Raw genomic sequence first — 21,797 nt, forward strand, 5'->3', positions numbered from 1 at the left:
CTTCCGCCCGGCACGCCGAGAGCACGCACCAGACGCCGCGGGGCCGCCCTTCGGGCGACGACGGGAATTTGACGACAGGCCCTAGCCCCTGTCGTCCGCCGACCCCGGGGAGCCGGGGCCGATACGCAGCTCGAAGTCGCCGTCGTACTGCTCGTGGCCAGCGATCACGGCGAGTTCGACGACCTCGACCCCCACCTCGCCGCGCACGATCAGCGGGTCCTTGCGCAGGTCGCGCATGAGGGCCACGCACATGCCGATCATCACCAGGACGAACGGCGCCGCCACCAGGATGGTGAGGTTCTGCAGGCCCGCGAGCGCGTCGCCCTGCCCGTCGCCGATCAGGAGCATGATCGCGGCGACCGCCCCGGTCACCACACCCCAGAACACCACGACGAGTCGGGCGGGTTCGAAGGCGCCGCGCTGGGAGAGCGTGCCCATGACGATCGACGCGGCGTCGGCGCCCGACACGAAGAAGATCCCGACGAGGACCATCACGAGCAGACTCATCGCGCCGGCCATCGGGAACTCCTTGAGCACGCCGAAGAGTTGCCCCTCGGGGGTGGTCTCCCCCGCAAGTTCGCCCTGCTCGCTGAGCTTCATCGCCGTACCGCCGAAGATCGCGAACCACACGAGGCTGACGGTGCTGGGGACCAGGATGACCCCGCCGATGAACTGGCGGATGGTCCGGCCCCGGCTGATCCGGGCGATGAACATCCCGACAAAGGGCGTCCAGGAAATCCACCACGCCCAGTAGAAGACCGTCCAACTGCCCAGCCAGCTATGGATGTTCTGGCCGCTGGTCGCCTCGGTGCGGCCGGCCAGCTGGGCCAGGTCACCGACGTACGCGGCGATCGAGGTGGGGAGCAGGTCGAGCACGATGATGGTGGGGCCGGCCACGAAGACGAAGACGGCGAGCACGGCCGCCAGCACCATGTTGATGTTGGAGAGCCACTGGATGCCCTTCTCCACACCGGACACGGCGGACAGGACGAAGGCCACGGTCAGTACGGCGATGATGGCGACGAGCAGCCCGGTGCCAGCCTTCTCCATCCAGCCCAGCTCCTCGAAGCCGCTGCCGATCTGGAGCGCGCCGAGCCCCAGCGAGGCCGCGGAGCCGAAGAGCGTGGCGAAGATGGCCAGGATGTCGATGAACCGCCCGGGTCCGCCGTACGCCCGCCGCTCCCCCATCAGCGGGACGAACACCGCGCTGATGGTCTGGCGGCGGCGCCGCCGGAACGTCGAGTACGCGATGGCGAGTCCGACGACGGCGTAGATCGCCCACGGGTGGAGCGTCCAGTGGAAGAGGGTGGTGGCCATCGCGGTCTGCATCCGCTCCGCCGAGTCGGCGGGGTGGGTGCCGGGCGGCGGGGTGCCGTAGTGGGCGAGCGGCTCGCTCACCCCGTAGAACATCAGGCCGATGCCCATGCCCGCGCTGAACATCATGGCGATCCATGACACCGTCCGGAACTCCGGCCCCTCGCCCTCCTGGCCGAGGGTGATCCGGCCGTAGCGGCTGATGGCGAGCCACAGCGCGAAGACGACGAAGCCGGAGGCCGCGAGCATGAAGGCCCAGCCGCCGTTGCGGATCAGCCCGTCGAGCAGGCTGCTCGACGCGCTCTCCAGGCTGTCCGTGGCCGTGGCACCCCAGACGACGAAGGCCACGGTGAGGACGGCGCTGACACCGAACACGATCCGGTCGGTGCGGGCGTGATGGTGGTGGTCGGGGCGGCCAGGGAGGTCCGCCGTGACCGGCAGCCCTTCCCTGCCGCCCCGTTCGGCACCGGTTCGGCGCCCGTCCGGCCTCTCGTCTTCCTGCGACACAGATGACACCTTTCGCGGAAAAGCGGCATTTCATCAGATACATGATGATGTCTCTGTAAGGCAGTACCACAGGCGGGGCCGAACTCCAGGGACCAACAGGCCTCCGGGGCTTGACGGGCGGGGAACCGGAGCCCTCCCCCTCACCGCTCCGGCCCCCAGAACACGGTGGCCGGGGCGAAGAGTTCACGCACCCAGTACGCGCTCGCCTCGGCGCATCCGGTCGTCGGCGTACCGGGGAAGAGGCGGAACCACGAGGCCGCCCTGCCGATGGCTGCGAGGCGGGTGGCGAGCGCCGCCGCGCGGCGCAGCTCCGGAAGGGAGTGACCGAGGTCGGTCCACGGGTCCAGATAGGCGTCGCGCAGCCGGTGCGTGTACGCGGGGCCGTGCCGCTCCCGCACGGTGCGCGCGGGGATCAGAAGGCTGCCGAAGGGGTGGGCGACGAGGGCGTCACCCCAGTCGAAGAACGAGAAGCGGCCCGGCGCCGGGGCCAGGACCTGGGCGTCGTGCAGGTCGCAGTGGTCCAGCGAGTCCGGGATGCCGTACGCGTCGAGTTCCGCGCACCAGTCGAGCAGCCGGGGCCGCTGCTCCCGGAACGCGGTCCGGGCGGCCGGGTCCAGGCTCGCGTTGTCCTCGACGAGGCCGTCGAACAGAAGCGGCAGCGCGGCGGTTCGGGCGCGCGGCACACCGAGGGCGGCCAAGCGGTCCGCATACGGGATCAGCGCCCGCTGCATGCGCGCGTACTGACCGAGCGCCCGCGTCCAGTCCTCCGCACCCGCGCCGCCCGCGTCGAGGACGTGCCGGAAGAGGGGTCCGCCGTCGGGGAGGAGGATCCAGCCCTGTCCGGCGTCGACCGCCAGCGGCGCCACGACGTGCTCGGGCACCCACTCGGCGAGCGCGCCGCCGAGTGCGGCCTCGAACGCGGCGGCCGGAGCACTGGCCTTGAACCACACCGCGTCCCGCTCTCCGGCTCCGGTCCGGAACCGCACGATGACCGACCAGGGCCTGACCCGGACTTCGCGGGGTCCGGACTCGCGCAGGCCCTGCCGGGCGAGCTCCCGCTCGGACCAGCCGAGGGCGGCGGCCCGCCAGGCCTCGTCCTCCCAGGGGGTGACCGCGTCCGCGAACCGACTCCGGTCGACCGTCATGGAGATCTCATGTGACATCGGATGATTCGATCACCGAGGGGCGTGGGCGGCACGCGAATTTCGGCGGCGTGGGAGCGGGCGGGGTGGGAGTGGGCGCGGATGTCGCGATGCCCGCGGCTCGCAGAGGGCTCGACGTATCCTCGGGCCCGGGCAACCCCACAACGCGTACGGAAGAGGTCGGAACAGGTGGCGGACAGACGCAGGACCGGCTCGCCGGCCGGGACCCCGACCCACACCCCGCCCCAGAGCCGGCCGCAGCCCCAGCCCCCGGCGTCGCTCGGTACGCGCGCGCGTGAGGCGGTCCTGCAGCGGATCGTCGACCGGCGGTACGCCCAGGGCGCGCGTCTCGTCGAACGGGAGGTCGCCGAGGAACTGGGCATGTCCCCCGTACCGTGGCGCGCGGGCGATGCGCGCCCATGCCGACGTGGCCCCGGCGTACGGTCTGGCGGGTCCGGAGGGCGTGGCCGAGGCGCGTGAGAGGCTGCGGCACGCGCTGGACGTGCAGATCGTCGCGTTCCCGCAGCACGGTGTCGTCCGTACACCGGGTACGGCCGCACTACTGGAGCAGGCGGCGCGCAAGGGGCTGATCGACATGATCGGCGGCATCGACCCGATCGGCTTCGACCAGGCGCTCGACGAGCAGCTGGACATCGTGTTCGGGATCGCGGACCGGCAGGGCGTCGGGGTGGACATCCACCTGCACGACCGGGGCGAGAAGGGTAGGCGGGCGATGCGTGGCATCGTGGACCGGACGCGTGCGCTCTCGCTCGCGGGCAAGGTGACGGTCAGCCATGTGCTCTGTCTTCCGGGGCTCAGTGATCGTTAACTCGGCTCCATAGCGGCCGACTTGGGTGCCCAGGACATCGCCCTCACGACGATCGCTCCGTCGGACTCCCTGGTGCTGCCGATCGCGCGCCTGCGGGAGTACGGGGTGCGGGTGGGCCTCGGCTCCGACGGGGTGCGGGACTCGTGGAGCCCGTTCGGAAACGCCGACATGGTGCACCGCGCGCACATCCTCGGGTGGGTGACGGACGTCCGTCTGGACGAGGAACTGAAGGGCTGTTACGACGGGGGCGCGGACGTGATGGGCCTGGCCCACGCCGACTTCAAGGCGGGCGCCCCGGCCGACTTCGTCCTGGTCAGGGGCGAGTGCCTGCCCCAGGTGGTCGTGGACATGCCCCGGCGGGACATGGTGGTGCACGGGGGCGTCGTGGTGGCCCGCGACGGCGAGTTCCTCCACTGACGAACCCTGGGCCGGCCGGACGGACTCGTCGTGGGCCTCGTGGTAGACATCCGCTTCGCCCCCGTCCTCCGCTCGAAGCAGGGAGAAGCCTTCCTCCGGACCGCCCGCCACCACGTACGGCTTCGTCACCTGCCGAAGCCCTTCGACGTCAGGACTGCCGTCCCAGGCCGGAAGTTCGGCAGCGGTGACAACGCTGCGGACGCCCAGATCCGCCCGCCGGGCCGGGGCCGTCTGGTCGACGACGACGGAGCAGCCGGCCCACTGCCCGCCGCACTTTTCGACCATTGACCGCACGGCCGACGCCTGGCTGCCCGTCTCGATCCAGTCGTCGACCAGCAGCACCCGGTCCCCGGGGCCCACCGCCGCCCGCTGCAGACGCAGTTCCTGGCGAGTGCCCCGATAGTCGGGGTCGCTGCGCCAGGTGACCTTCTCGCCCGGGAAGATCCCCTCGCCCTTGCGTACTGCTACGAAGCCGACGCCGAGCTCGACAGCCACCGCCGCGCCGAGCAGGAATCCCCGCGACTCGATGCCGCAGACGGCCGTGACGCCGTCGTCCCGGAACGACCCGGCCAGGCCCCGGACCACCGCGGCGAGCGCCCCAGGATCGCGGAATATCTGCCAGACGTCGGCGTGGCCGCCGATCCACCGGAAGTGTTCGAGGGCCAGGGCACGTGCGTGAGACGTCATGATCGCAAGTCTGCGGGTGGACTGGCAGTCCAGGCGACCGGACTGTCATTCGGGGAACGCAGACTGCCGGGCGACACACCGCCTTCGCCGTGATCCTGATCTGGACCCGAAACCGACCAAAGTGCCAGGCCCTGGGAGCCGTCTGACAATTTGAGTCGGCTCAGGCCGGGGCGGCCTCGTAGCGGAGCTACTGGGGGTTTCGGCCGTACAGTAGGCGGCCTTCCTGCCCGACGACGGGCAAGGAGGGGTAGTTCCGGACCAGACGGGCCAGCCCGGCGAGAGGTGTCAGGAAGGCCCTAATCCCAGCGGCTCGGATCATGGACGGCCCGGATCCACTGGGCCTCGAACTCCTCTCGGCCGATCACGAACGGCACCCACGCGGGGTCGTAGCGATCCACACACGGAGGGTTGAAAGGCCAGTCCTCCGGAGTGCTCTGGTAGGCCGCCCCGTCCTCGGTCAGCTCGACCTGGCGGAGCCGACGACCGTCGGGGCCGACCTCCATCAGGTAGACCATCGGGTCGTCGTCCTCGTCCCAACGCCGGCGCAGGTACAGCAGGTTGCGGCCGGCCAGGGCGCCGAAGCCCGGCATGCTGCGCTGGGCGTCCCGTTCGGCTCGAGCCTCGGCCAAGCCGGCCGGTGTGGTCGGTCCGTCGACGTCCGCCTCGTCGAGGTCCCACGTCTCGGCCTCCGCACGGGTGGCCTCGGTATGCACGACCTCCACGTCGGCAAAGGTCTTCAGCACCTCCTGTTCGGACCGGGCGTGGACCCACCACCAGGCGCCGCCCATACCGTAGTCGTGCAGAACCAGAAAGCGCGTCTTCGATGTGCTGTCAGAGGGGGCCACCCGCACACCCTAAGGCGTGCCCAATGAGTTGATCTCGGGGCAGGTCGAGGTGAGGTCACGGACATGGCGTGGGAGCGAACAGCGCCCCTTTCGCCGCTGGTGGACGGGCGTGGGCACCCGTAGCGGGACCACCGCCAGATGGCCAACGGCGCGCTGTGGCGTCTGCGCGCCGGGGCTCCGTGGCGTGACCTACCGGAACGTACGGGCCGTGGCAGACCCTCCATGAGCGGTACTACCGCCGGGAAGCGGACGGACGGGACGAGGCTGCTGGAGCACGTCCGAGTCCCTGAAGACGCGGTGGGCCGGGTGGAGGAGACCGTCTCGGTCGTCTCCACGATCAACCGGGCACGCCAGCATCGTCACGTACCTGCACGTGCTCCAGCAGGCTCGCGGTCCGAATCGCGCACCGTGTCTGCCACGAACCGGCTGAGCCGATAGGTGCTCTGTTCCACGGGGCGTCGGCAATGATCGGCCTGCTCGGCACGAGGACCCCGCGACTGGACCGTGCCCACGACATCACCGCCGGCCACGCCCCGTCGAACACTGCTTCGCCCCCTCAAGGACTGGAGCATCCTCACGAAGCTCCGCACCGCCCCACCCATGGCCGGCACGAGCACCCAGTAGTTGAATCACACCATCGCGCATGGCCCGGTGTCAGGCGGCCCGGGTCCGGAATCGCATTTAGGCGATTGCCGGGCAACCGGGTCCCCTTGCCGACCGGCCGCATGCTGTCAGTCCGTCCGGATGCGGTCCCGTACCTCCGGCCGTGCCTCGAACCCGGCCGCCTTGTACGTGGCGATGCCACCGACGTTGGAACTCAGCGTGCAGACGCGCACGCTCGACGAGCCCATCTCCCGCAGCGCGGCCGCCCCGGCCACGGTGATCGCCCGGCCGTAGCCGCGACCGCGGTGGTCCTCGTGTACGCCCATCGGCTCGACCAGCCCCGGCTTCCCCGGGCCGGCCGACCACACCGTCACCACCGCCGCCACGCTGCCCTGATCGTCATAGGCGCCCAGACAGCGGGCGTCCTCGTAGAACGGTCCCGCCGACATCGCGTGCCAGTACTCGCGCGTAGGCCTTGACGTGTTGAACGCCGACCGCAGGACGTCGGCGAAGTCCTGCGCCTGCTCCGGGCCGATCGCCCCGATCCGCACGCCGGGGTCCTCCACCGGCTCCGCGAGGTCGCGGAAGAGCGGCGTCCACGGCTCGTCGACCCCCCAGCCCTCCTTGGCCAACAGGTCGTGGAGCAGCAGGCCCGGCGGCGCCTCGATCGACACCGCTCCTGCCGGCAGCACGCCGCGCTCAGGAAGCGAGAAGTCCTCAACGAGCCGCCGCGCCAAGCCCTCGTCCTGGAAGGCGTCCGGAGCGACCGTCATCCGCACCACCGTCGGCGAGTCCAGAATCCCGACCGCGAGGATCCGCCCGTCCCGGCTCCAGGTCCGGACCACCGCGGCCGTCTCGGCCGTTCCGAACCGGTAGTTCCAGCCGATGTCCCCCGAATGCAATTGCATCGGCGCTCCGTCGTACTGCCATACCCGCAGCGCGGCCATGACCTCGCGCACCCCGTCGACCGCCGGCGTTCCCAGCACAATCGTCATAGCCGGGATCAGACACCCCACCCCGAAGCCCCGCAACCGATTAACCGACCGGTAGTGCACTCGCAGCTGCCCGACGAACTTGCAGAAGGAACCACCCGGCGGCGTGTGTACCGAGCCCGGTGATCACGGGCTGGGACGCTGGCGCGGCGGATTCACCACCAAGCTGCACCCTCGCCGTCGAGCATGCCGACCAGGCCCGCAACCGTCAGAAGCTCGGCTCCCACGACGGCCGGGCCGCCACTCGTCGATCCGGCCGGCTACCGGGAGCGTCACGCGGTCGGGTGCGGGATTCAACCGCCTCAAGAGGTACCGCGCTGTCGCCACGCGCTACGACAAGCCGGCGGTCCGCTACGAGGCGACTGTGCTGGTCGCAGCGATCAACCATTGACTTCCTCCGGGCGTGAACCGGCCACCCGGCGTCTGCGGCATTGGCTTGCCGCAGGCGCCGGCCAGTCCCCGTGGGCGGGGAATACAGCCCCCGCCCCTCAGTGGTCACCCGCCCGTCGGGGGCGGTCGTTCACCCGGTCCGGACCCCCGCCTGCTCTAGAGGTACGGTCGCGTGATCAGTTCGAAAGCGTGCCCTGCCGGGTCCTTGAAGTAGACACCTCGGCCGCCGTGTTCGGTGTTCGTTTCGCCGGGGCGCTTCATCTGCGGGTCTGCCCAGTGCTCGATGCCCTGGTCGCACAGCCGCGCGTACGCCCGGTCGAAGAGTTCGTCGTCGACGAGGAACGCGTAGTGCTGCATCTGGATCTCGACCGGGGGCTCGGCGAACTGGATCAGTACCCCGTCGGCGAGCTGGACGTTGAGGAAGGGACCCCAGGACGGCGCCTCGGGGAGTTCCAGCAACTCCCGGAAGAAGCGCGCCGATTCCTCGCGGTTCTTCGCCGCGATGATGGTGTGGTTGAAGCTGACTGCCATGTGGATGACCTCGCTGTGGATTCGGCTTGAAAGGGACTCTCAGTGCTGGAGCACTGGGGGTCCGCGCGCCGATCCGCCGGGGTGCCTTCGCGGCACCCGCAGAGCGATCAGTCGTCCACCGGATGGCCCGTCTGTGTGTGGCGTCGAAGCGCCGGTCCGGTGTTCACGTCGAGCGACGCTACTTGACCGATCTCGCCGTGGCAAGGCGGTATCCCGGCATGCACGGGACCTTGCCACTCCCCCGGGTCCCCTATCGGCCCGCCATGGAAAGCCTTTTCCATACCCTTTCCGGACGGCCTTCTCAGGGTTGCCCCGGGGCGGGTCATTCCCGACCGTTCACCGACGAGAAGGACGGCGAGCGTGCGACGGCCCATCCCACTTCGACTGCACGCGGCACTGGCCACCCTGGCCCTCACCGCCGCCACCGGCGTGGTGCTTTCGATGCCCCAGGCATCGGCGGCGACCGGCGGAGTCACCGGATACGCGACCCAGAACGGCGGCACCACCGGAGGCGCGGGCGGGCAGACCGTACGGGTCACGACCGGGACCGCGATCCACACGGCCCTGTACAACCGGGCGAGCAGCAGCACCCCGACCACCATCGAGGTCGAGGGAGCCATCAACCACGCGAACACCGCCAAGGTGTCCGGCCCCAGCTGCGACACAGCCAACCCGGCCGGCCCTGACCCGCAGTCCAACACCACCGTGGCGATCCCGTACGCCCACACCCTCGACCCGGCCGCGTGCGTGCCGGACGTCGTCGGCCGAACAACCGCTGCCCGTAGGGGACTTCAGGTATCGGACGGCAACTGCTCACCGCAGACTCCCGCGCCCACCACCCCCACCCCGAGTTCGCCCGCTCCTACGACCCCCACCCCGTCGCCCGCGAGCGGACCCATCCAGCCCGGCGGGACCAACCTCGGCATCGGAGCCGACTCGGACGGTTCGAGCAAGGCCGACGGCACGAGCTCCGGCAAGGTGCGGGACGCCGACCCCGGCACCTGCTGGCCACCGGCCGGTCCGACCGGTTCCGTGTCGATCAAGTGGGGTACCGCCACCACTGTCTCCGTCCTCGCCATCCGCGAGGCGACGGGGTCCGGGGCTCCCTGCGCCGGACCGACGCACCGTCGCGAGCGGGGTGCATCCACCATCGCGAGCCGCAGCCGATCAGCTCCCAGCTCCCCAACTGCCCAGCCCTCAGCCCTCAACCAACGAACTCCCGGTCGCCATACTGCACTTGGGCTTCACCCCAGTCCGCCCCCAGAGCTTCCGTGAACGTCCGGGCCAGCGGCAGGTCGGCGATCTCCGCGATCAGTACGAGCCGTCCGTCGAGCGTCACCGAGCCGCCGCCCAGCTTCTCCCGCGCCTCCGGGTCCGCGACGAGGCCCTTCCTCAGATCGCTCGCCTTGACGCCGGGCACCTCGATCTCGACCGCGTCGGTCTCCGGCGACGTACGGGGCAGGCAACGGAAGGTGAGCACGGCCTCCTGGTCGTACTGCTTCGCGATGATGCCCGCGATGTCCCTCAGCCTTTCGGGGCCGACGCGGTTGACGTCGAACTCCCGAGAGCGTTCGTACGTCGTCTGCTTCAGCTCGTCCGACCAGAAGACGCCGTCGAGGAGCGTCGAGTCGCCCGGCCTGGCGCCGTGGGCGCGGATGATCCCGCGCACCTCGTGGTCGAAGTGGCGCAGCCGGGTCGTGAGCCGGGGGTCGTCCGGGTCGGTGATGATCGCGGTGTTGTCGGTCGCGAAGATCTCCGCCGCCGGACAGCTCGGGAGGACGGGGCTCGCGTACGTGCTCTGCGCGCCGGTGATCCCGAGCAGGAGGGCGGCTACGCCTGTGGTCAGGAGGCGGAACGGTCGGCGGGGGGTGACGTTCTTCATGGCGTGATCAACGAGCCGGGGCGGGGACCGTTGCGTACGTCGCCGTCAGCCGTGCCGGGCAGGCGGGGCGGCCGGCGTCGCGCGGTGCGTGGTGGCCCTCGTCGACGCCGGGTCGATCAGGGGCTCGTGTTCGCGTCGACCTGCGGGGCAGGTCCGTGCGCGCACCCCGTCGAGTGTCTTGGATTCAGCGCATCCGAAACACTCGACGGGGCGATCGGCACGGGTCGCGTTCAGCCGTGGGGCAGGATCACCGCGCGCCCGTTCACGCGCCCTTCGTGCAGCCGCTCGTAGGCCTTCGGCGCGTCGTCCATGCCGTACGTCTCGACGTGGACGTCCACCGCACCCGAACGGGCCAGGTCGAGCACCTCGATCAGCTCGGCCCGGGTGCCCCAGTACGGGGAGGTCACCGAGACCTCGTACGGCAGGGCCCCGAACCCGACGGGGAGCGCGCCGCCGCCGAGTCCGACGATGGTGACGTCACCCTCGACCGCGGCCATCGCGCCGGCGGACGTCACCGTGGGCTGGGCTCCCACGAAGTCGAGGACGACCTCGGCGCCCCGGCCGCCGGTCAGTTCACGGACCGAGGCGGCGGCCTTCGCGTCGGACAGGACCGTCTCGTGCGCGCCGACGGTGCGGGCGAGGGCGAGCTTCTCCTCCGTGACGTCCAGGGCCACGACCCTGGCTGCGGTCATCGCGCGCAGGAGCTGGATGGCGACGTGGCCGAGACCGCCCGTGCCGATCACGACGGCGGTGCTGCCGGGGACGAGCTTCGGGAGGGACCGCTTGACCGCGTGGTACGGGGTGAGGCCGGCGTCCGTGAGCGGTACGGCCCGCACGGGGTCGAGGTCGCCGAGCGGCACGAGGTGACGGGGGCTGTCGACGATCATGTACTCGGCGATGGCACCGGGGGCGCCGAGCCCGGGCGGCATGATGCCCAGCTCCGCGGCCCGCAGGCAGTAGTTCTCCTTGCCCTGGGCACACATCGCGCAGGTGCCGCAGCCCCAGGGGCCGTACACGGCGACGGCCTCACCGACGGCGAAGCCCTCGGCACCGGGGCCGAGGGCCGCGACGGTGCCCACGCCCTCGTGTCCGAGGGTCAGCGGCAGCGGGAACGGCAGCTGGTCGGCGGACCAGCTCATGACCGCGATGTCGGAGTGGCAGACGCCGGCCGCGGTGACCTTCAGGAGCACCTGGCCGGGCCCGGGCTCCGGGTCGGGGACGGTGACGACCTCGGGCGCGGCGCCCACCGTGCGGTACTGCAATGCCTTCATGACGCTTTCCTCTCCAGTTCGTTCGTGTGCGGTCCCGACCGGTGCCGACGGCCTCAGCGGGCCGCGTAGGCGCCGTCGACCAGGTGGTAGCTGCCGTGCACGAAGGACGCCCGCTCGGAGAGCAGGAACGCGACGAGCTCGGCGACCTCCTCCGCCCGGCCCAGCCGCCCCGCCGGATGCAGGGCCACCAGGGCCTCGTACGCCTCCTCGCCGACCCCCGCGAGGAGGGGCGTGTCGATGTATCCGGGGCCGACGGCGTTGATACGTACCCCCTGGGAGGCGTGTTCGAGTGCCGCCGTCTTGGTGAGGCCGACGACGCCGTGCTTGGCCGCGACGTAGGCGGCGCTGCCCGCGGAGCCGTTCGTGCCGAGGATGGAGGCCATGTTCACGACGGCGCCGCCGCCGGAGGCGAGGATCGCGGGCAGTTCGTGGCGGAGCGAGTAGAAGACGCCGTCCAGGTTGGTGGAGACGACGCGCCGCCATTCCTCGGCGGGGGTCTCGACGATCGGGGCGGGGTCGCCGGCGACCCCGGCGTTGTTGACGGCCAGGTGAAGGCCGCCGAAGGCGGCGACCGTGGCCTCGACGCCGGCCTGTACGGAGGCGTCGTCGGTGACGTCCATCCGTACGGCGAGGGCGCGGGCGCCGTCCTCGGTCAGCTCGGCGACGGCGGCGGTGGCGCGGTCGGCGTTGTGGTCGGCGACGGCCACGGCTGCACCCGCGTGGGCGAGACGGCGGGCGACGGCGAGTCCGATGCCGGAGGCGCCGCCGGTGACGAGCGCGATCCGGCCGGCGAACTCCTGGGGGTGGGTGGTCGGGGAGAGGGTCATTTCGGGTCCTTGGAAGCGGGCGGTGGGCGGGATGGTGGTTCAGGTGGGTGGGAGGGACGTCGGGGCGCCTGGCCCCTGCCCTTCCTACGGCGGCTCGGCCGGTGGCGGCTCCGCCGGTGACAGCTCGGCCTACGGCGGCTCGGCCGGTGGCGGCTCGCCCGGCGGCGGCTCGGTCCCGAGGAGGGCGAAGGCCTCCTCCACCAGGTCGGGCAGCGCCTCCGGGGCGCCGCCGGTCACCCAGGCGCGGGTGGCCGCCATGAGCGCCGCCGCGCCGGAGCCGACGGCCACGGCGGGCCTCAGGTCACGGGCCGCGTCGGCGTCGATCCGGTCGGCGACCAGCCGCACGGATGCGGCCTCCCCCTCCAGAAGGATGCGTCGGAGCACGGCGCGCAGGGGCGCCTCGTCCTCGGCGAGACGGAAGACCTCCCGTACTCCCGTCCTGCGGTGCCAGGCCGGGACGGCCGGGTCTGAGAGCCAGACCCGCAGGGCCGCCCGGTAGGCGGTGAGCGGGGTCTCGCGCGCCGGACGGGCGGCGAGGGCGTCGTTGATCCGTACGCAGTCGGCGCGGATGCCGTCGAGGACGGCCTCCTCCTTGGAGGCGAAGTAGCGGCTGAAGGTGCGCCGGGAGACTCCGACCGCGTCGGTGACGTCCTCCACGGAGACTCCGGCCGTTCCTCGCTCCAGAACGAGCCGGAGCGCGGCCTCACCCAGTGCCTCGCGGGTCCGCGTCCCCTTCGGGCCGCGCCTCGGGCTTCGGCGTTCTCGCTCCGTACTCATATTTGCACCGTACACCTATTAATGTCGCAGTGGGACATTCCGGATAACTCGGGTAACCCCGACGACGGAAGGACCCGTGACGACTTGTCGCCAATCACCGTTTTCGATGGTCTGCGCAGTGCATGGTGGGGGTTGCCCCACCGGAAGGAGCGTGCCGTGCTGTCCGACCTCTTCGACCGCTTGTTGAGACGCGGTGCCGGATCCGGCCCCGTCACAGGAACCAGCCCCGGCCCCGGCGGCATCGGGCGTCCCAGGTCGCCCGGGACCCTCGTCCTCGACGCCGACTTCTCCTCCGCCGCGCAGTGGACCGCCGGCCGTTCCTGGGCCTATCCCGACGGCGGGCCGACCAACCCGGGCGACAACAAACTCGACCACCTCGTGGACGACCCCACGTACAGCCGGACGGGGCTCTTCCGGGCGACCCGCCGGAGCGACGGGTACTGGGACGCGGGGCTGCTCACGACGGAGGGCAGCCCGGAGGGCTTCCTGGTGCGCGCGGGTGACGTACTGGAGGCGCGGGTGCGCCTGCCGGAGGAGACGGGCGCCTGGCCGGCTATCTGGACCTGGCTCGACGGCGGACAGGAGATCGATGTCTTCGAGTACCACCCCGACAATCCCGACCTGCTCGAACTGTCGAACCGGATCCGGGGCCGCCACCACTACTTCCGGGACCCGGCCGTCCGCCCCGGGGCGTGGGTCGACCTGCGGGTCGACTTCGGCTCACGGAACGTCGTCTGGTGGGTGAACGGCGCCCGGGTCTTCGACGACCGCCGGGGGGTCGGACGTTCATGGCGGGCCCACCTGATCGTCAACCTCTCGGTCTGCGCGGGCCGGTACCATCCGGCGCCGGACGCCGACGCGTCGGAGATGTCGTACGAGGTCGCGGAGTTGCGCGTGTACCGCGACTGACACGTCGTCGCGCGCGTCGCAGGGGGCAGCGGGCTCCGCGGGAACGGGTGTTGCGTAGGCTCGAACAGAGCGTTCCGCGCCCGCGCACCACGCTGTCCCGTACGACGAGGAGGACCCCCATGAACACCGCCGACGAGGGACGGCAGCAGCAGCTGGACGCGGCCAGCGTCGTCAACGCGAAGAAGACGCTCCTCCAGCTGCTCGCCCGCGCGGGCGTCTACACCGGCGACGCCGAGGAGCTCATCGGCCTCGTCGAGGCCGGCGCCCTCTCTCTCGCCCACGCGGAGCTCTCCGGGATCCGGGAGAACCCCCCTCAGGGGACGGGGAAGGAGAGCGGGAACGGGGAGGAGTACGCGTCCGGGTGGGCCGACGGCGCACGGGCCGCCGCCGACGCGCTCGGGGTCCTCTCCGAGCAGGCCCTGATCCGGGCCGTCACCGCGGGCCCGTCGTCCGACGCCGGTGACGAGCACTCCCCCGTCGGCAGGGCGGAGATGGAGCGGACCAAGGTCGCGGTCACACCGCTGTACCTCTCGTTCAGTGACGTCTCCGACCTCGACCCCGAGGTCACCGAGCAGGTGCTCGGCGCCGTCCTCCGTACGATGAGCCCCCGTCAGCGGGCCGGGTACCCGGGGCGCCTCACCGAGTTCACGTCGGCCCATCACGGCCATCTGGAGCGGCTGTACGCGGAGTACGGGCCCGGCAGCCCGATCGCCGTCCACGGCCGGTACTCCCTCGTCCACTCCCCCACCAGCGTCGCCGTGCTGGAGCGGCTCGCGGCGACGCCCTCGGCCCTGCACGAGGAGTGGGACGCCGCCGAGCTGCCGCCCGCGTGGCTGGACGGGCTGACGTCCGCCTGGGGTTCGCCCGCCTGAGGGAGCGGCGGCGGCACGCCGACTCGTACCCCCGCCCGCCCGGCGAATCGTTCTTCCGTCTGCCACCACGGGGCAAGGGTCCGTCCACGGTCGCGGTACCCGATTCCCGCACGGTGCACGTGCGGGGTGGCCGTCGATCCGAACGCCCGCCACTCCGCCTCCCCCGGCCTGCCCGAAGGGCCTGGCCCGCCCGTGAATGGAGTGGCTCCGTGACCGTCACCGTGACCGCCGCCCGTGAACTCCTCACCCACGGGATGGACGACGGGGTGGCCTCCACTTCGGTGCCCCGGGGCCGGACCGTCGTCGTCAAGTGCGGCGGCAGCACCCTCGTGGACGCCTCCCTCCGGCGCTCGTTCGCGCAGGACGTCGTCGAGCTGCGGCGCGCGGGGCTTCACCCGGTGGTGGTGCACGGCGGCGGTCCGCAGATCAGCGCGATGCTCGACCGGCTCGCCCTGGAGGTCCGTTTCGAGGCGGGCATGCGGGTGACCACTCCGGAGACCATGGACGTGGTCCGCATGGTCCTGACCGGCCAGGTCCAGCGGGAGCTGGTCGGCGCCATCAACGCCCACGGGCCCTTCGCCGTGGGCCTGTCCGGGGAGGACGCGCACACGCTGACGGCGGAGCGCCGCCCGGCGCTGGTGGACGGGCGCCCCGTGGACATCGGCCTGGTCGGCGATGTCGTGGCCGTGGCTCCGGACACCGTCAGGAACCTGCTCGCCGACGGGCGCGTCCCGGTGGTCTCCCCCGTCGCGCGCGGCAGGGACGGTCGGGTCTACAACGTGAACGCCGATCTGGCGGCCTCGGCCCTCGCCGTCGCCCTCGGCGCCGACCGGCTCGTGATGCTCACGGACGTTCCCGGGCTGTACGCGGACTGGCCGCACAGCACCGAGGTCGTCGCGCGCCTGACGGCCGGTGAACTGGACGCGCTGCTACCCGGTCTCGCCGGCGGAATGCTCCCGAAGATGGAGGGCTGCCTGCGCGCCGTCCGTTCGGGCGTCGGGCGCGCCCATGTCCTCGACGGACGGGTCCCGCACGCGGTGCTCCGGGGCGTACTCACCGAGGAGAACCCGGGCACCACGGTCCTGCCCGACCCGGCGGCCGACGGCTCGGACAGCTCAGACGGCTCAGACGGCTCAGACAGCTCAACCGCCGCCTGACGGGCGCGACACCTGTACCCGTACGGGCAGGCCCCCGACACCCGTCCCTGTACCCGCACCCGTACGGGGACCAGCACCACCACCCGTACCGACACCGGTACCGCCCGCTCTCCGGCCCCGTCCTCTGGCGCCCAGCCCCAGCCGGAGATAGGTTAGGCTCACCTAACAAGCGCCTCGCGTTGGCCGCTGCCCCGCACACACCTGTCTGTGGGGGTGTCAGGCGGGGCGGCAGTACACCCCTGCCCGGAGACAAGGATCCACCATGCCTTCTGTGTTCACCCCCGTTCGCCGCCGCGTCCTCGTGGCGGGTGCCGCCGCGGTCTCGCTCGGCCTCATGGTGACCGGGTGCGGCTCGGACGACAAAAAGGACGACGCCGCGGGCTCGGCGGCCAAGGCCCCGGCGGGTGCTTTCCCGGTGACCATCAAGAGCGCGCTCGGCGAGGCCGTCATCAAGGAGAAGCCGAAGCGCGTGGTGACCCTCGGTCAGGGCTCCGCGGAGACCGCGATCGCGCTGGGCAACGTCCCGGTCGGCATCGAGAGCTACCCGTGGGGCAGCGACAAGACCGGCTACCTGCCCTGGATCCACGACGCCGTGAAGAAGTCCGGCGCGACGCTGCCCAAGCAGTTCGACGGTGGCGAGGAGCTCGACATCGAGGCCATCACCGAGCTGGAGCCCGACGTCATCCTCGCCCCGTGGTCGGGCATCACGCAGAAGCAGTACGACATCCTCAAGGACATCGCGCCCACCGTCGCCTACCCGGACAAGGCGTGGAGCACGAACTGGGACCAGCAGATCGAGATCATCTCGAAGGCGCTCGGCCAGCCGGAGAAGGCCAAGGAGCTGACGTCGAAGATCGACAAGCAGCTCACCGACGCCGCCGCGAGCCGTCCCAACTACAAGAACGTCACGTTCTCGTACATCTACAACACCGGCCCCGGCACCCTCGGCATCTTCAAGCCCGAGGAGCAGCGCGTGTCGATGGTGTCCAAGCTCGGTCTGAAGGTCGACCCGGTCGTCAACACGTTCAAGGAGACCGACGGCACCGACTCGGCCCTGATCGGTCTGGAGAACGCCAACAAGCTGTCCGCCAGCGACATCGCCTTCACCTTCTACATGGACGACAAGTCCCGCAAGGAGATCGAGGCCCAGCCCCTGTACGCGGCGATCCCCGCCGTGAAGAAGGGCGCGCTCGTGTACAGCGACGACCAGCCGTTCGTCACCGCCTCGTCGATGATCAACCCGCTGACGGTGCCGTACAGCATCGAGCGCTACCTGCCGATGATCGACAAGGCCGTCGCCAAGGCCGGGAAGTAACCACAGGTCCACAGCGTGACCACCATCTCCCGGATCGGCCAGGGCCCCGCCGTCGTACGGCGGGGCCTCGGCCGGCATGCAATCGCCGCCGTCCTGTGCCTGGTCCTGCTCGCCCTGGCCCTGTTCGCCAGCGTGATGTTCGGCAGCAAGCCGACGTCCTTCGGCGACGTCCTGCGGGTCATCACCGGTGACGCCGACGACTACACCCGTACCGTCGTCGAAAGCCGCTACCCCCGTACCGTCCTCGGAGTGCTCGCGGGGCTCTGCCTCGCCGTCGCCGGCACCCTGATGCAGGGCATCACGCGCAATCCGCTCGCCGAGCCGGGGCTTCTCGGCATCAACGCCGGCGCCTCGGCGAGCATCGTCGCCGCCACCGCGTTCCTCGGCGCCTCCGGGCAGCGGGAGACCGTCTGGTGGGCCCTCGCGGGCGCGCTCGCGATCGGTGTCGTCGTCCATCTCCTCGGTACCGCAGGCGGAGGCGGCGGCCCGGTGCGGCTGGTCCTCGCGGGCGCTGTCCTCTCCGCCGTCCTCGCCGCGTTCATCCAGGCCGTCGCGCTGTCGAGGCCCCAGGTCTTCGACACCTACCGCTACTGGGTGGTGGGCGCGCTCGGCGGGCGCGGCTACGACGCGTTCTGGGCGGTCCTGCCGTTCGCGGCGGTCGGCTTCGTCCTCGCCCTGCTGCTCGCGCCCGGCCTCAACGCCATGGCCATGGGCGACGACAAGGCCGCGTCCCTCGGCATCAGCCCGGCCCGCGTCAAGGGCGCCGGGCTGCTCGCGGCGACCCTGCTGGCCGCCGCCGCGACGGCGGCCGTCGGCCCCATCGCCTTCGTCGGCCTCGCCGTCCCGCACATGGTCCGGGCGCTCGTGGGCGCCGACTTCCGCGCCCAGGTCGTCTTCACCTCCCTCGCGGGGCCCACGCTGCTGCTCTTCGCCGATGTCATCGGCAGGGTCCTGCTGCGCCCCCAGGAACTCATGGTCGGCGTCGTCACCGCCTTCGTCGGTGCGCCGGCCCTGCTCTTCGCCGTTCGCCGTATGAGGGGGGCTTCATGAAGACCGCCGCCGACCGGGCCGGGCTTCCGGACGCTTCCGTCGACCAGGACACGGGTACGGGCAGGGGCTCCTATACGGGTACGGACACGGGCTCCGATACGGGTACGGGCTCCGCTGCGGGCGGCGGGCAGCGGCCCCCCGCACGCGGCGTCCTGCGGATCGGCCCGTGGATCGCCGTGCCCGTACGCCGTACCTCCGTGATCGCCGCCGTGGTGACCCTCCTGCTGCTCGCCGGGGCGGCCGTGGCCACCCTGTCGATGGGGCGGCTCGGCATCGGCCTCGCCGACCTTCCGTCCGCCCTCGCGGGCGAGGCGACGGGCAAGAACGCCTTCGTCCTCAATCGGCTGCGCGGCCCGAGGCTCGTGGTGGCCATCGCCACCGGCGCGGCCTTCGGTCTGTCCGGGGCGCTGTTCCAGTCCGTCACCCGCAACCCGCTGGGCAGTCCGGACGTGATCGGGCTCGGCGCCGGTGCCGGTGCGGGGGCCGCGGCGGCGGCGCTGTTCCTGCCCGATGTGCTGCCGGTGCCCGTCGGGGCGCTGCTCGGCGCGGTGCTCGCGATGGTGGTCGTGTTCCTCGCCACCGGGACCGGATTCCGCAGCCCGGGACGGCTCGTGGTCGCCGGTATCGGCGTGGCCGCGATGGCGACGGCGCTGACCCAGTACGTCGTCTACTCCGTCGAGCGCGACAAGGCCAGCGCGCTGACCGCGTACATCAACGGCAGCCTCGCCGCCCGTTCCTGGGACGACGCGACGACCATCTGGACGGTGCTGCTGCTCTCCCTGCCGTTCGCGGCGCTCCTCGCGCGGCCTCTGTCCGTCGGCGAGATGGGCGACGACCTCGCCACCGGCCTCGGTGCCCGGCCGGGCCGGACGGCCACCGCGGCGGTCGCGCTGTCCATCGTGCTCTCGGCGGCGGCCGTCGGCGTCGCGGGACCCATCGCGTTCGTCTCCCTGACGGCGCCGCAGATCGCCAAGCGCGTCACGCGCAGCGGCGGCCCGCACCTGGTCATGTCGACCCTGCTGGGGGCCCTGCTCCTGGTCCTGGCCGACCTCACGGCGCAGCAGCTGCCGCTGTTCGACAACCTGCCGGTCGGTCTGTACACGATGGCCCTCGGGGGCACGTACCTGGGCTATCTCCTGCTGAGGGAGTGGAAGCGCCCCGTGTGACGCGGGCGGTGAGGCGGAGGAAGTGCGGCGTACGGCCCGGGTCATCCCGATCCGGGCCGTACGCCGATTCCGTTCACGGCCGATGGAGAGGGCCGCCGGTGGTTCTACTCGGATTCGGGGCGGAGGGTCTCGCCGACGCGTAGGTTCCAGCGCCCGGCACGGCCACTGAAGTGGACGGCGACCAAGGGGCGGACGTCGAGCCGCAGGGCGGCCTCGTCCGGGGCCGCGAGCGCGTGGACCGTCGCGGCGCGGATCACGTCGGGTTCGGCGACGACGTGGACGCGTCCGGAGCCGGCCTGGAGGGTGTCGAGCCAGCCGCCGACCCGTACGCGGAGGTCGCGCAGGGACTCCCCGCCGTGGGGTGCCGCCGTCGGGTCGGACAACCAGGCGGCGACGGCGGGTTCCTCGGCGGCGGCGACGGCCGCGAGGGACCGGCCGCGCCACCGTCCCATGGAGCAGCCGGCCAGTTCGGCCACCGCCTCGGGGGCGAGTCCGAGGGCCCGCGCGGTGCGCAGGCAGCGCGCGGACGGCGAGCAGTACGCGCGCGTGGAGGCGGCCACGGCGGAGGCGACGGCCTCGGCGCGCGCGATGCCCTCGTCGTCCAGGGGGCTGTCGTCGTCGAAGCGGACGTCGCGCAGCGCTCCGCTCGTTCCGGGGGAGATCAGCGTCAGCCGGACGGTCATCGGGGTCCTTCTCGGTCGGCGAGGGGCGGGCGCGGCGTGGGGCGAGGTGAGGGGGCGTGGGTTTCGGTGGGGGGTGTGATGGGGCGTGCAGGGGGAGCGTACGGGGGGCCGGGGCGGGTGATCCATGCCTCACGCCCTTGGCGGCGGACTCGGCGCGCGGTACCGTCGGGCGACATTTGAAGAACGTGACGACGGCGAGACGGAAGTCCGGTGAGAACCCGGTACGGTCGCGCCACTGTATGCCGATGCACCCCCTCCCGAGGTGGGGTCACGGCGAGTCAGACCCGTGGACCGTCGTCCTGCACCACCGATCGGGACGCGAGTTCCCGCAGGAGGTTCCATCATGGCCGAGGCCGTCGTGTCCGCTGCCGTACCCACCCCTTCCGTGACCGTTCCGGCTCCGCTGCCCGTCCGGGCCGTCCTTCCCTGGGCCTTCTTCGTCGGCCTTCTCGCGCTCGTCGCGCTGTACTTCGTGGGCGCCGAGCAGGGCGCCACCTCGCTGATCGCGGGCTCCGACGTGCACGAGTGGGTGCACGACGGACGTCATCTGCTCGGCTTCCCCTGCCACTGAGAGGCGATACGCGCATGCACGCCTCAACAGTCAGATCACTGCTGGTCCGTGGGATGCTCGCGGGCCTGATCGCCGGACTCTTCGCCTTCGCCGTCGCCTACGTGGTGGGCGAGCCGCCCGTGAACGGTGCCATCGCGGTGGAGGAGGCCCACTCCGCGCAGGCGCCGCACGCTGGTCATGGCGGCACCACGGTCGCGGAGTCCGGGAAGTCCGTGGGGTCCGGGGAGTCCTCTGCGGCCGGACACGCGCACGAGGGTCAGGCGGAACAGGAGGAAGCGGCGGTGAGCCGTACCGTCCAGTCGACCCTGGGTCTCGCCACGGGCGTTCTCGTCTACGGTGTGGCGCTGGGCGGCATCGCCGCGCTCGCCTTCTCGTTCGCGCTGGGCCGGATCGGCCGGTTCAGTCCCAGGGCGACGGCCGCGCTGACGGCCGGAGCGGCGTTCACGACCGTGTATCTGGTTCCGTTCCTGAAGTATCCGGCGACTCCGCCGGCCGTCGGCAACCCCGACACCATCGGGAAGCGCACCACCCTGTTCTTCCTGATGATCCTGCTCAGCGTGCTCCTCGGCGTCGCGGCCGTGATCGCGGGCCGGCGGCTCGCACCGCGTCTCGGCAACTGGAACGCGAGCCTGGCCGCCGGCGCCGGGTTCGTCGTCGTGACCGCCGTCGCCTTCGCCGTACTCCCGCCGAACGACGACGCGGTCCAGGCGAGCTTCCCCGCCGCCCTGCTCTGGGAGTTCAGGTTGGCCTCGCTGGCCATCCAACTGGTGCTGTGGGCCGTGTTCGGAGTGGTCTTCGGCATCCTCGCCCAGAAGACGCTGACGGAACGGACGGCCGCCGCCGCTCCGCCCGCCCCGCTCACGGCACCCCTCGCGGACTGACCGCCGACGGACAGGACCGCCGGACGGCAGGACTGACCGCCGATCCAGCCACGTCCCCAGCACCGCCCCGTACGCGCTCCGGCGCGCGGGGCGGTGTCACGTTCGCGACAACTGCGGCCATAACGGCCATGGTTGACCGATTTGGCGTCTCTCCCCCACCCCACCTCCATATACTGAGC

The 21,797-nt window shown here is 71.7% G+C and carries 19 protein-coding genes and 6 pseudogenes; 14 read left to right on the forward strand and 11 right to left on the reverse strand.

Annotated features, from left to right (window positions below; all coding sequences use genetic code 11):
* Positions 1-81 precede the first annotated feature (81 nt).
* The gene (locus V4Y03_RS32590; protein ID WP_332437585.1) at positions 82-1,821 is read right to left on the reverse strand and encodes a BCCT family transporter; all 1,740 of its coding nucleotides are present in this window, start codon (positions 1,819-1,821) and stop codon (positions 82-84) included.
* Between the two features lie 140 nt (positions 1,822-1,961).
* On the reverse strand, positions 1,962-2,984 hold the full coding sequence (locus tag V4Y03_RS32595; RefSeq protein WP_332437586.1) for an aminoglycoside phosphotransferase family protein: 1,023 nt from the start codon (positions 2,982-2,984) through the stop codon (positions 1,962-1,964).
* A 168-nt stretch (positions 2,985-3,152) separates the two neighbouring features.
* Between V4Y03_RS32595 and V4Y03_RS34025 the strand changes: the two are divergent.
* The 3 genes and pseudogenes from V4Y03_RS34025 to V4Y03_RS32610 all read left to right on the forward strand — a co-directional run.
* Positions 3,153-3,365: pseudogene (locus V4Y03_RS34025) on the forward strand (GntR family transcriptional regulator); the annotation flags it as partial.
* Positions 3,358-4,209, forward strand: a pseudogene (locus tag V4Y03_RS32605) (amidohydrolase family protein); the annotation flags it as partial. The pseudogenes V4Y03_RS34025 and V4Y03_RS32605, both read left to right, overlap by 8 nt.
* A 30-nt stretch (positions 4,210-4,239) precedes the next feature.
* Complete coding sequence (locus V4Y03_RS32610; protein ID WP_332437789.1) at positions 4,240-4,497, forward strand: hypothetical protein; 258 nt, start codon at positions 4,240-4,242, stop codon at positions 4,495-4,497.
* Here the strand turns inward: V4Y03_RS32610 and V4Y03_RS32615 are convergent.
* Together V4Y03_RS32615 and V4Y03_RS32620 are read right to left on the reverse strand one after the other, a co-directional pair.
* Positions 4,453-4,896: pseudogene (locus tag V4Y03_RS32615) on the reverse strand (phosphoribosyltransferase family protein); the annotation flags it as partial. The gene V4Y03_RS32610 and the pseudogene V4Y03_RS32615 sit on opposite strands and share 45 nt — an antisense overlap.
* A 296-nt stretch (positions 4,897-5,192) precedes the next feature.
* On the reverse strand, positions 5,193-5,741 hold the full coding sequence (locus V4Y03_RS32620; protein WP_332437587.1) for a hypothetical protein: 549 nt from the start codon (positions 5,739-5,741) through the stop codon (positions 5,193-5,195).
* A gap of 63 nt (positions 5,742-5,804) precedes the next feature.
* On the opposite strand from V4Y03_RS32620, the pseudogene V4Y03_RS32625 reads away from it, so the two are divergent.
* Positions 5,805-6,149 (forward strand): annotated as a pseudogene (locus V4Y03_RS32625) (transposase); the annotation flags it as partial.
* Between the two features lie 323 nt (positions 6,150-6,472).
* Here V4Y03_RS32625 and V4Y03_RS32630 read toward each other — a convergent pair.
* On the reverse strand, positions 6,473-7,339 hold the full coding sequence (locus V4Y03_RS32630; protein WP_332437588.1) for a GNAT family N-acetyltransferase: 867 nt from the start codon (positions 7,337-7,339) through the stop codon (positions 6,473-6,475).
* Positions 7,340-7,415: 76 nt separating this feature from the next.
* Here V4Y03_RS32630 and V4Y03_RS34030 point away from each other — a divergent pair.
* Positions 7,416-7,727 (forward strand): annotated as a pseudogene (locus V4Y03_RS34030) (hypothetical protein); the annotation flags it as partial.
* Between the two features lie 155 nt (positions 7,728-7,882).
* On the opposite strand, the gene V4Y03_RS32635 reads toward V4Y03_RS34030, so the two are convergent.
* A complete protein-coding gene (locus V4Y03_RS32635) occupies positions 7,883-8,257 on the reverse strand; it encodes a VOC family protein (protein WP_317874660.1) in 375 nt (124 codons plus the stop codon).
* A gap of 360 nt (positions 8,258-8,617) precedes the next feature.
* Here V4Y03_RS32635 and V4Y03_RS32640 point away from each other — a divergent pair.
* Positions 8,618-9,355: pseudogene (locus V4Y03_RS32640) on the forward strand (hypothetical protein); the annotation flags it as partial.
* 106 nt (positions 9,356-9,461) lie between these two features.
* On the opposite strand, the gene V4Y03_RS32645 reads toward V4Y03_RS32640, so the two are convergent.
* The 4 genes from V4Y03_RS32645 to V4Y03_RS32660 all read right to left on the reverse strand — a co-directional run bounded on the left by V4Y03_RS32645 (position 9,462) and on the right by V4Y03_RS32660 (position 13,014).
* The gene (locus tag V4Y03_RS32645; protein WP_332437589.1) at positions 9,462-10,139 is read right to left on the reverse strand and encodes a hypothetical protein; all 678 of its coding nucleotides are present in this window, start codon (positions 10,137-10,139) and stop codon (positions 9,462-9,464) included.
* A gap of 230 nt (positions 10,140-10,369) precedes the next feature.
* Entirely contained in the window at positions 10,370-11,410 is a 1,041-nt protein-coding gene (locus tag V4Y03_RS32650) for an NAD(P)-dependent alcohol dehydrogenase (protein ID WP_332437590.1), read from the reverse strand.
* 53 nt (positions 11,411-11,463) lie between these two features.
* A complete protein-coding gene (locus V4Y03_RS32655; protein ID WP_332437591.1) occupies positions 11,464-12,237 on the reverse strand; it encodes an SDR family NAD(P)-dependent oxidoreductase in 774 nt (257 codons plus the stop codon).
* Positions 12,238-12,366: 129 nt separating this feature from the next.
* Positions 12,367-13,014 carry a TetR/AcrR family transcriptional regulator gene (locus tag V4Y03_RS32660; RefSeq protein WP_332437592.1) on the reverse strand — a complete coding sequence of 216 codons (648 nt, stop codon included), beginning with the start codon at positions 13,012-13,014 and terminating at the stop codon, positions 12,367-12,369.
* A gap of 240 nt (positions 13,015-13,254) precedes the next feature.
* Here V4Y03_RS32660 and V4Y03_RS32665 point away from each other — a divergent pair, with 240 nt between their 5' ends.
* From V4Y03_RS32665 to V4Y03_RS32690, 6 genes are all read left to right on the forward strand, one after another.
* Entirely contained in the window at positions 13,255-13,923 is a 669-nt protein-coding gene (locus V4Y03_RS32665; protein ID WP_332437774.1) for a beta-glucanase, read from the forward strand.
* Between the two features lie 119 nt (positions 13,924-14,042).
* Complete coding sequence (locus tag V4Y03_RS32670; protein WP_332437593.1) at positions 14,043-14,795, forward strand: hypothetical protein; 753 nt, start codon at positions 14,043-14,045, stop codon at positions 14,793-14,795.
* Positions 14,796-15,049: 254 nt separating this feature from the next.
* A complete protein-coding gene (argB, locus tag V4Y03_RS32675) occupies positions 15,050-15,952 on the forward strand; it encodes an acetylglutamate kinase (protein WP_332437775.1) in 903 nt (300 codons plus the stop codon).
* Positions 15,953-16,214: 262 nt separating this feature from the next.
* Complete coding sequence (locus V4Y03_RS32680; RefSeq protein WP_332437594.1) at positions 16,215-17,267, forward strand: iron-siderophore ABC transporter substrate-binding protein; 1,053 nt, start codon at positions 16,215-16,217, stop codon at positions 17,265-17,267.
* Positions 17,268-17,282: 15 nt separating this feature from the next.
* Positions 17,283-18,317: a FecCD family ABC transporter permease gene (locus tag V4Y03_RS32685; protein ID WP_443079911.1), complete on the forward strand. Its 1,035-nt coding sequence runs from the start codon at positions 17,283-17,285 to the stop codon at positions 18,315-18,317.
* Entirely contained in the window at positions 18,314-19,483 is a 1,170-nt protein-coding gene (locus V4Y03_RS32690) for a FecCD family ABC transporter permease (protein ID WP_332437595.1), read from the forward strand. The genes V4Y03_RS32685 and V4Y03_RS32690 overlap by 4 nt, the downstream gene beginning before the upstream one ends.
* A gap of 104 nt (positions 19,484-19,587) precedes the next feature.
* Here V4Y03_RS32690 and V4Y03_RS32695 read toward each other — a convergent pair whose 3' ends face one another.
* Positions 19,588-20,166, reverse strand: coding sequence for a histidine phosphatase family protein (locus V4Y03_RS32695; RefSeq protein WP_332437596.1), 579 nt, complete (start codon positions 20,164-20,166; stop codon positions 19,588-19,590).
* 343 nt (positions 20,167-20,509) lie between these two features.
* Here V4Y03_RS32695 and V4Y03_RS32700 point away from each other — a divergent pair, with 343 nt between their 5' ends.
* The gene (locus V4Y03_RS32700; protein ID WP_317878483.1) at positions 20,510-20,737 is read left to right on the forward strand and encodes a CbtB domain-containing protein; all 228 of its coding nucleotides are present in this window, start codon (positions 20,510-20,512) and stop codon (positions 20,735-20,737) included.
* Positions 20,738-20,751: 14 nt separating this feature from the next.
* A complete protein-coding gene (locus V4Y03_RS32705) occupies positions 20,752-21,618 on the forward strand; it encodes a CbtA family protein (protein WP_332437597.1) in 867 nt (288 codons plus the stop codon).
* Positions 21,619-21,797: the final 179 nt, after the last annotated feature.

The sequence above is a fragment of the Streptomyces sp. P9-A4 genome, from assembly GCF_036634195.1.
Classification (GTDB): Bacteria; Actinomycetota; Actinomycetes; order Streptomycetales; family Streptomycetaceae; genus Streptomyces.

What these genes read in the sequence shown, in the direction of transcription:
- V4Y03_RS32595 (WP_332437586.1), bottom strand. Translation starts at nt 2,984, where the DNA reads ATGTCACATGAGATCTCCATGACGGTCGACCGGAGTCGGTTCGCGGAC.
- V4Y03_RS32630 (WP_332437588.1), bottom strand. Translation starts at nt 7,339, where the DNA reads ATGACGATTGTGCTGGGAACGCCGGCGGTCGACGGGGTGCGCGAGGTC.
- V4Y03_RS32635 (WP_317874660.1), bottom strand. Translation starts at nt 8,257, where the DNA reads ATGGCAGTCAGCTTCAACCACACCATCATCGCGGCGAAGAACCGCGAG.
- V4Y03_RS32645 (WP_332437589.1), bottom strand. Translation starts at nt 10,139, where the DNA reads ATGAAGAACGTCACCCCCCGCCGACCGTTCCGCCTCCTGACCACAGGC.
- V4Y03_RS32650 (WP_332437590.1), bottom strand. Translation starts at nt 11,410, where the DNA reads ATGAAGGCATTGCAGTACCGCACGGTGGGCGCCGCGCCCGAGGTCGTC.
- V4Y03_RS32655 (WP_332437591.1), bottom strand. Translation starts at nt 12,237, where the DNA reads ATGACCCTCTCCCCGACCACCCACCCCCAGGAGTTCGCCGGCCGGATC.
- V4Y03_RS32660 (WP_332437592.1), bottom strand. Translation starts at nt 13,014, where the DNA reads ATGAGTACGGAGCGAGAACGCCGAAGCCCGAGGCGCGGCCCGAAGGGG.
- V4Y03_RS32670 (WP_332437593.1), top strand. Translation starts at nt 14,043, where the DNA reads ATGAACACCGCCGACGAGGGACGGCAGCAGCAGCTGGACGCGGCCAGC.
- argB (WP_332437775.1), top strand. Translation starts at nt 15,050, where the DNA reads ATGGACGACGGGGTGGCCTCCACTTCGGTGCCCCGGGGCCGGACCGTC.
- V4Y03_RS32680 (WP_332437594.1), top strand. Translation starts at nt 16,215, where the DNA reads ATGCCTTCTGTGTTCACCCCCGTTCGCCGCCGCGTCCTCGTGGCGGGT.
- V4Y03_RS32690 (WP_332437595.1), top strand. Translation starts at nt 18,314, where the DNA reads ATGAAGACCGCCGCCGACCGGGCCGGGCTTCCGGACGCTTCCGTCGAC.
- V4Y03_RS32695 (WP_332437596.1), bottom strand. Translation starts at nt 20,166, where the DNA reads ATGACCGTCCGGCTGACGCTGATCTCCCCCGGAACGAGCGGAGCGCTG.
- V4Y03_RS32700 (WP_317878483.1), top strand. Translation starts at nt 20,510, where the DNA reads ATGGCCGAGGCCGTCGTGTCCGCTGCCGTACCCACCCCTTCCGTGACC.
- V4Y03_RS32705 (WP_332437597.1), top strand. Translation starts at nt 20,752, where the DNA reads ATGCACGCCTCAACAGTCAGATCACTGCTGGTCCGTGGGATGCTCGCG.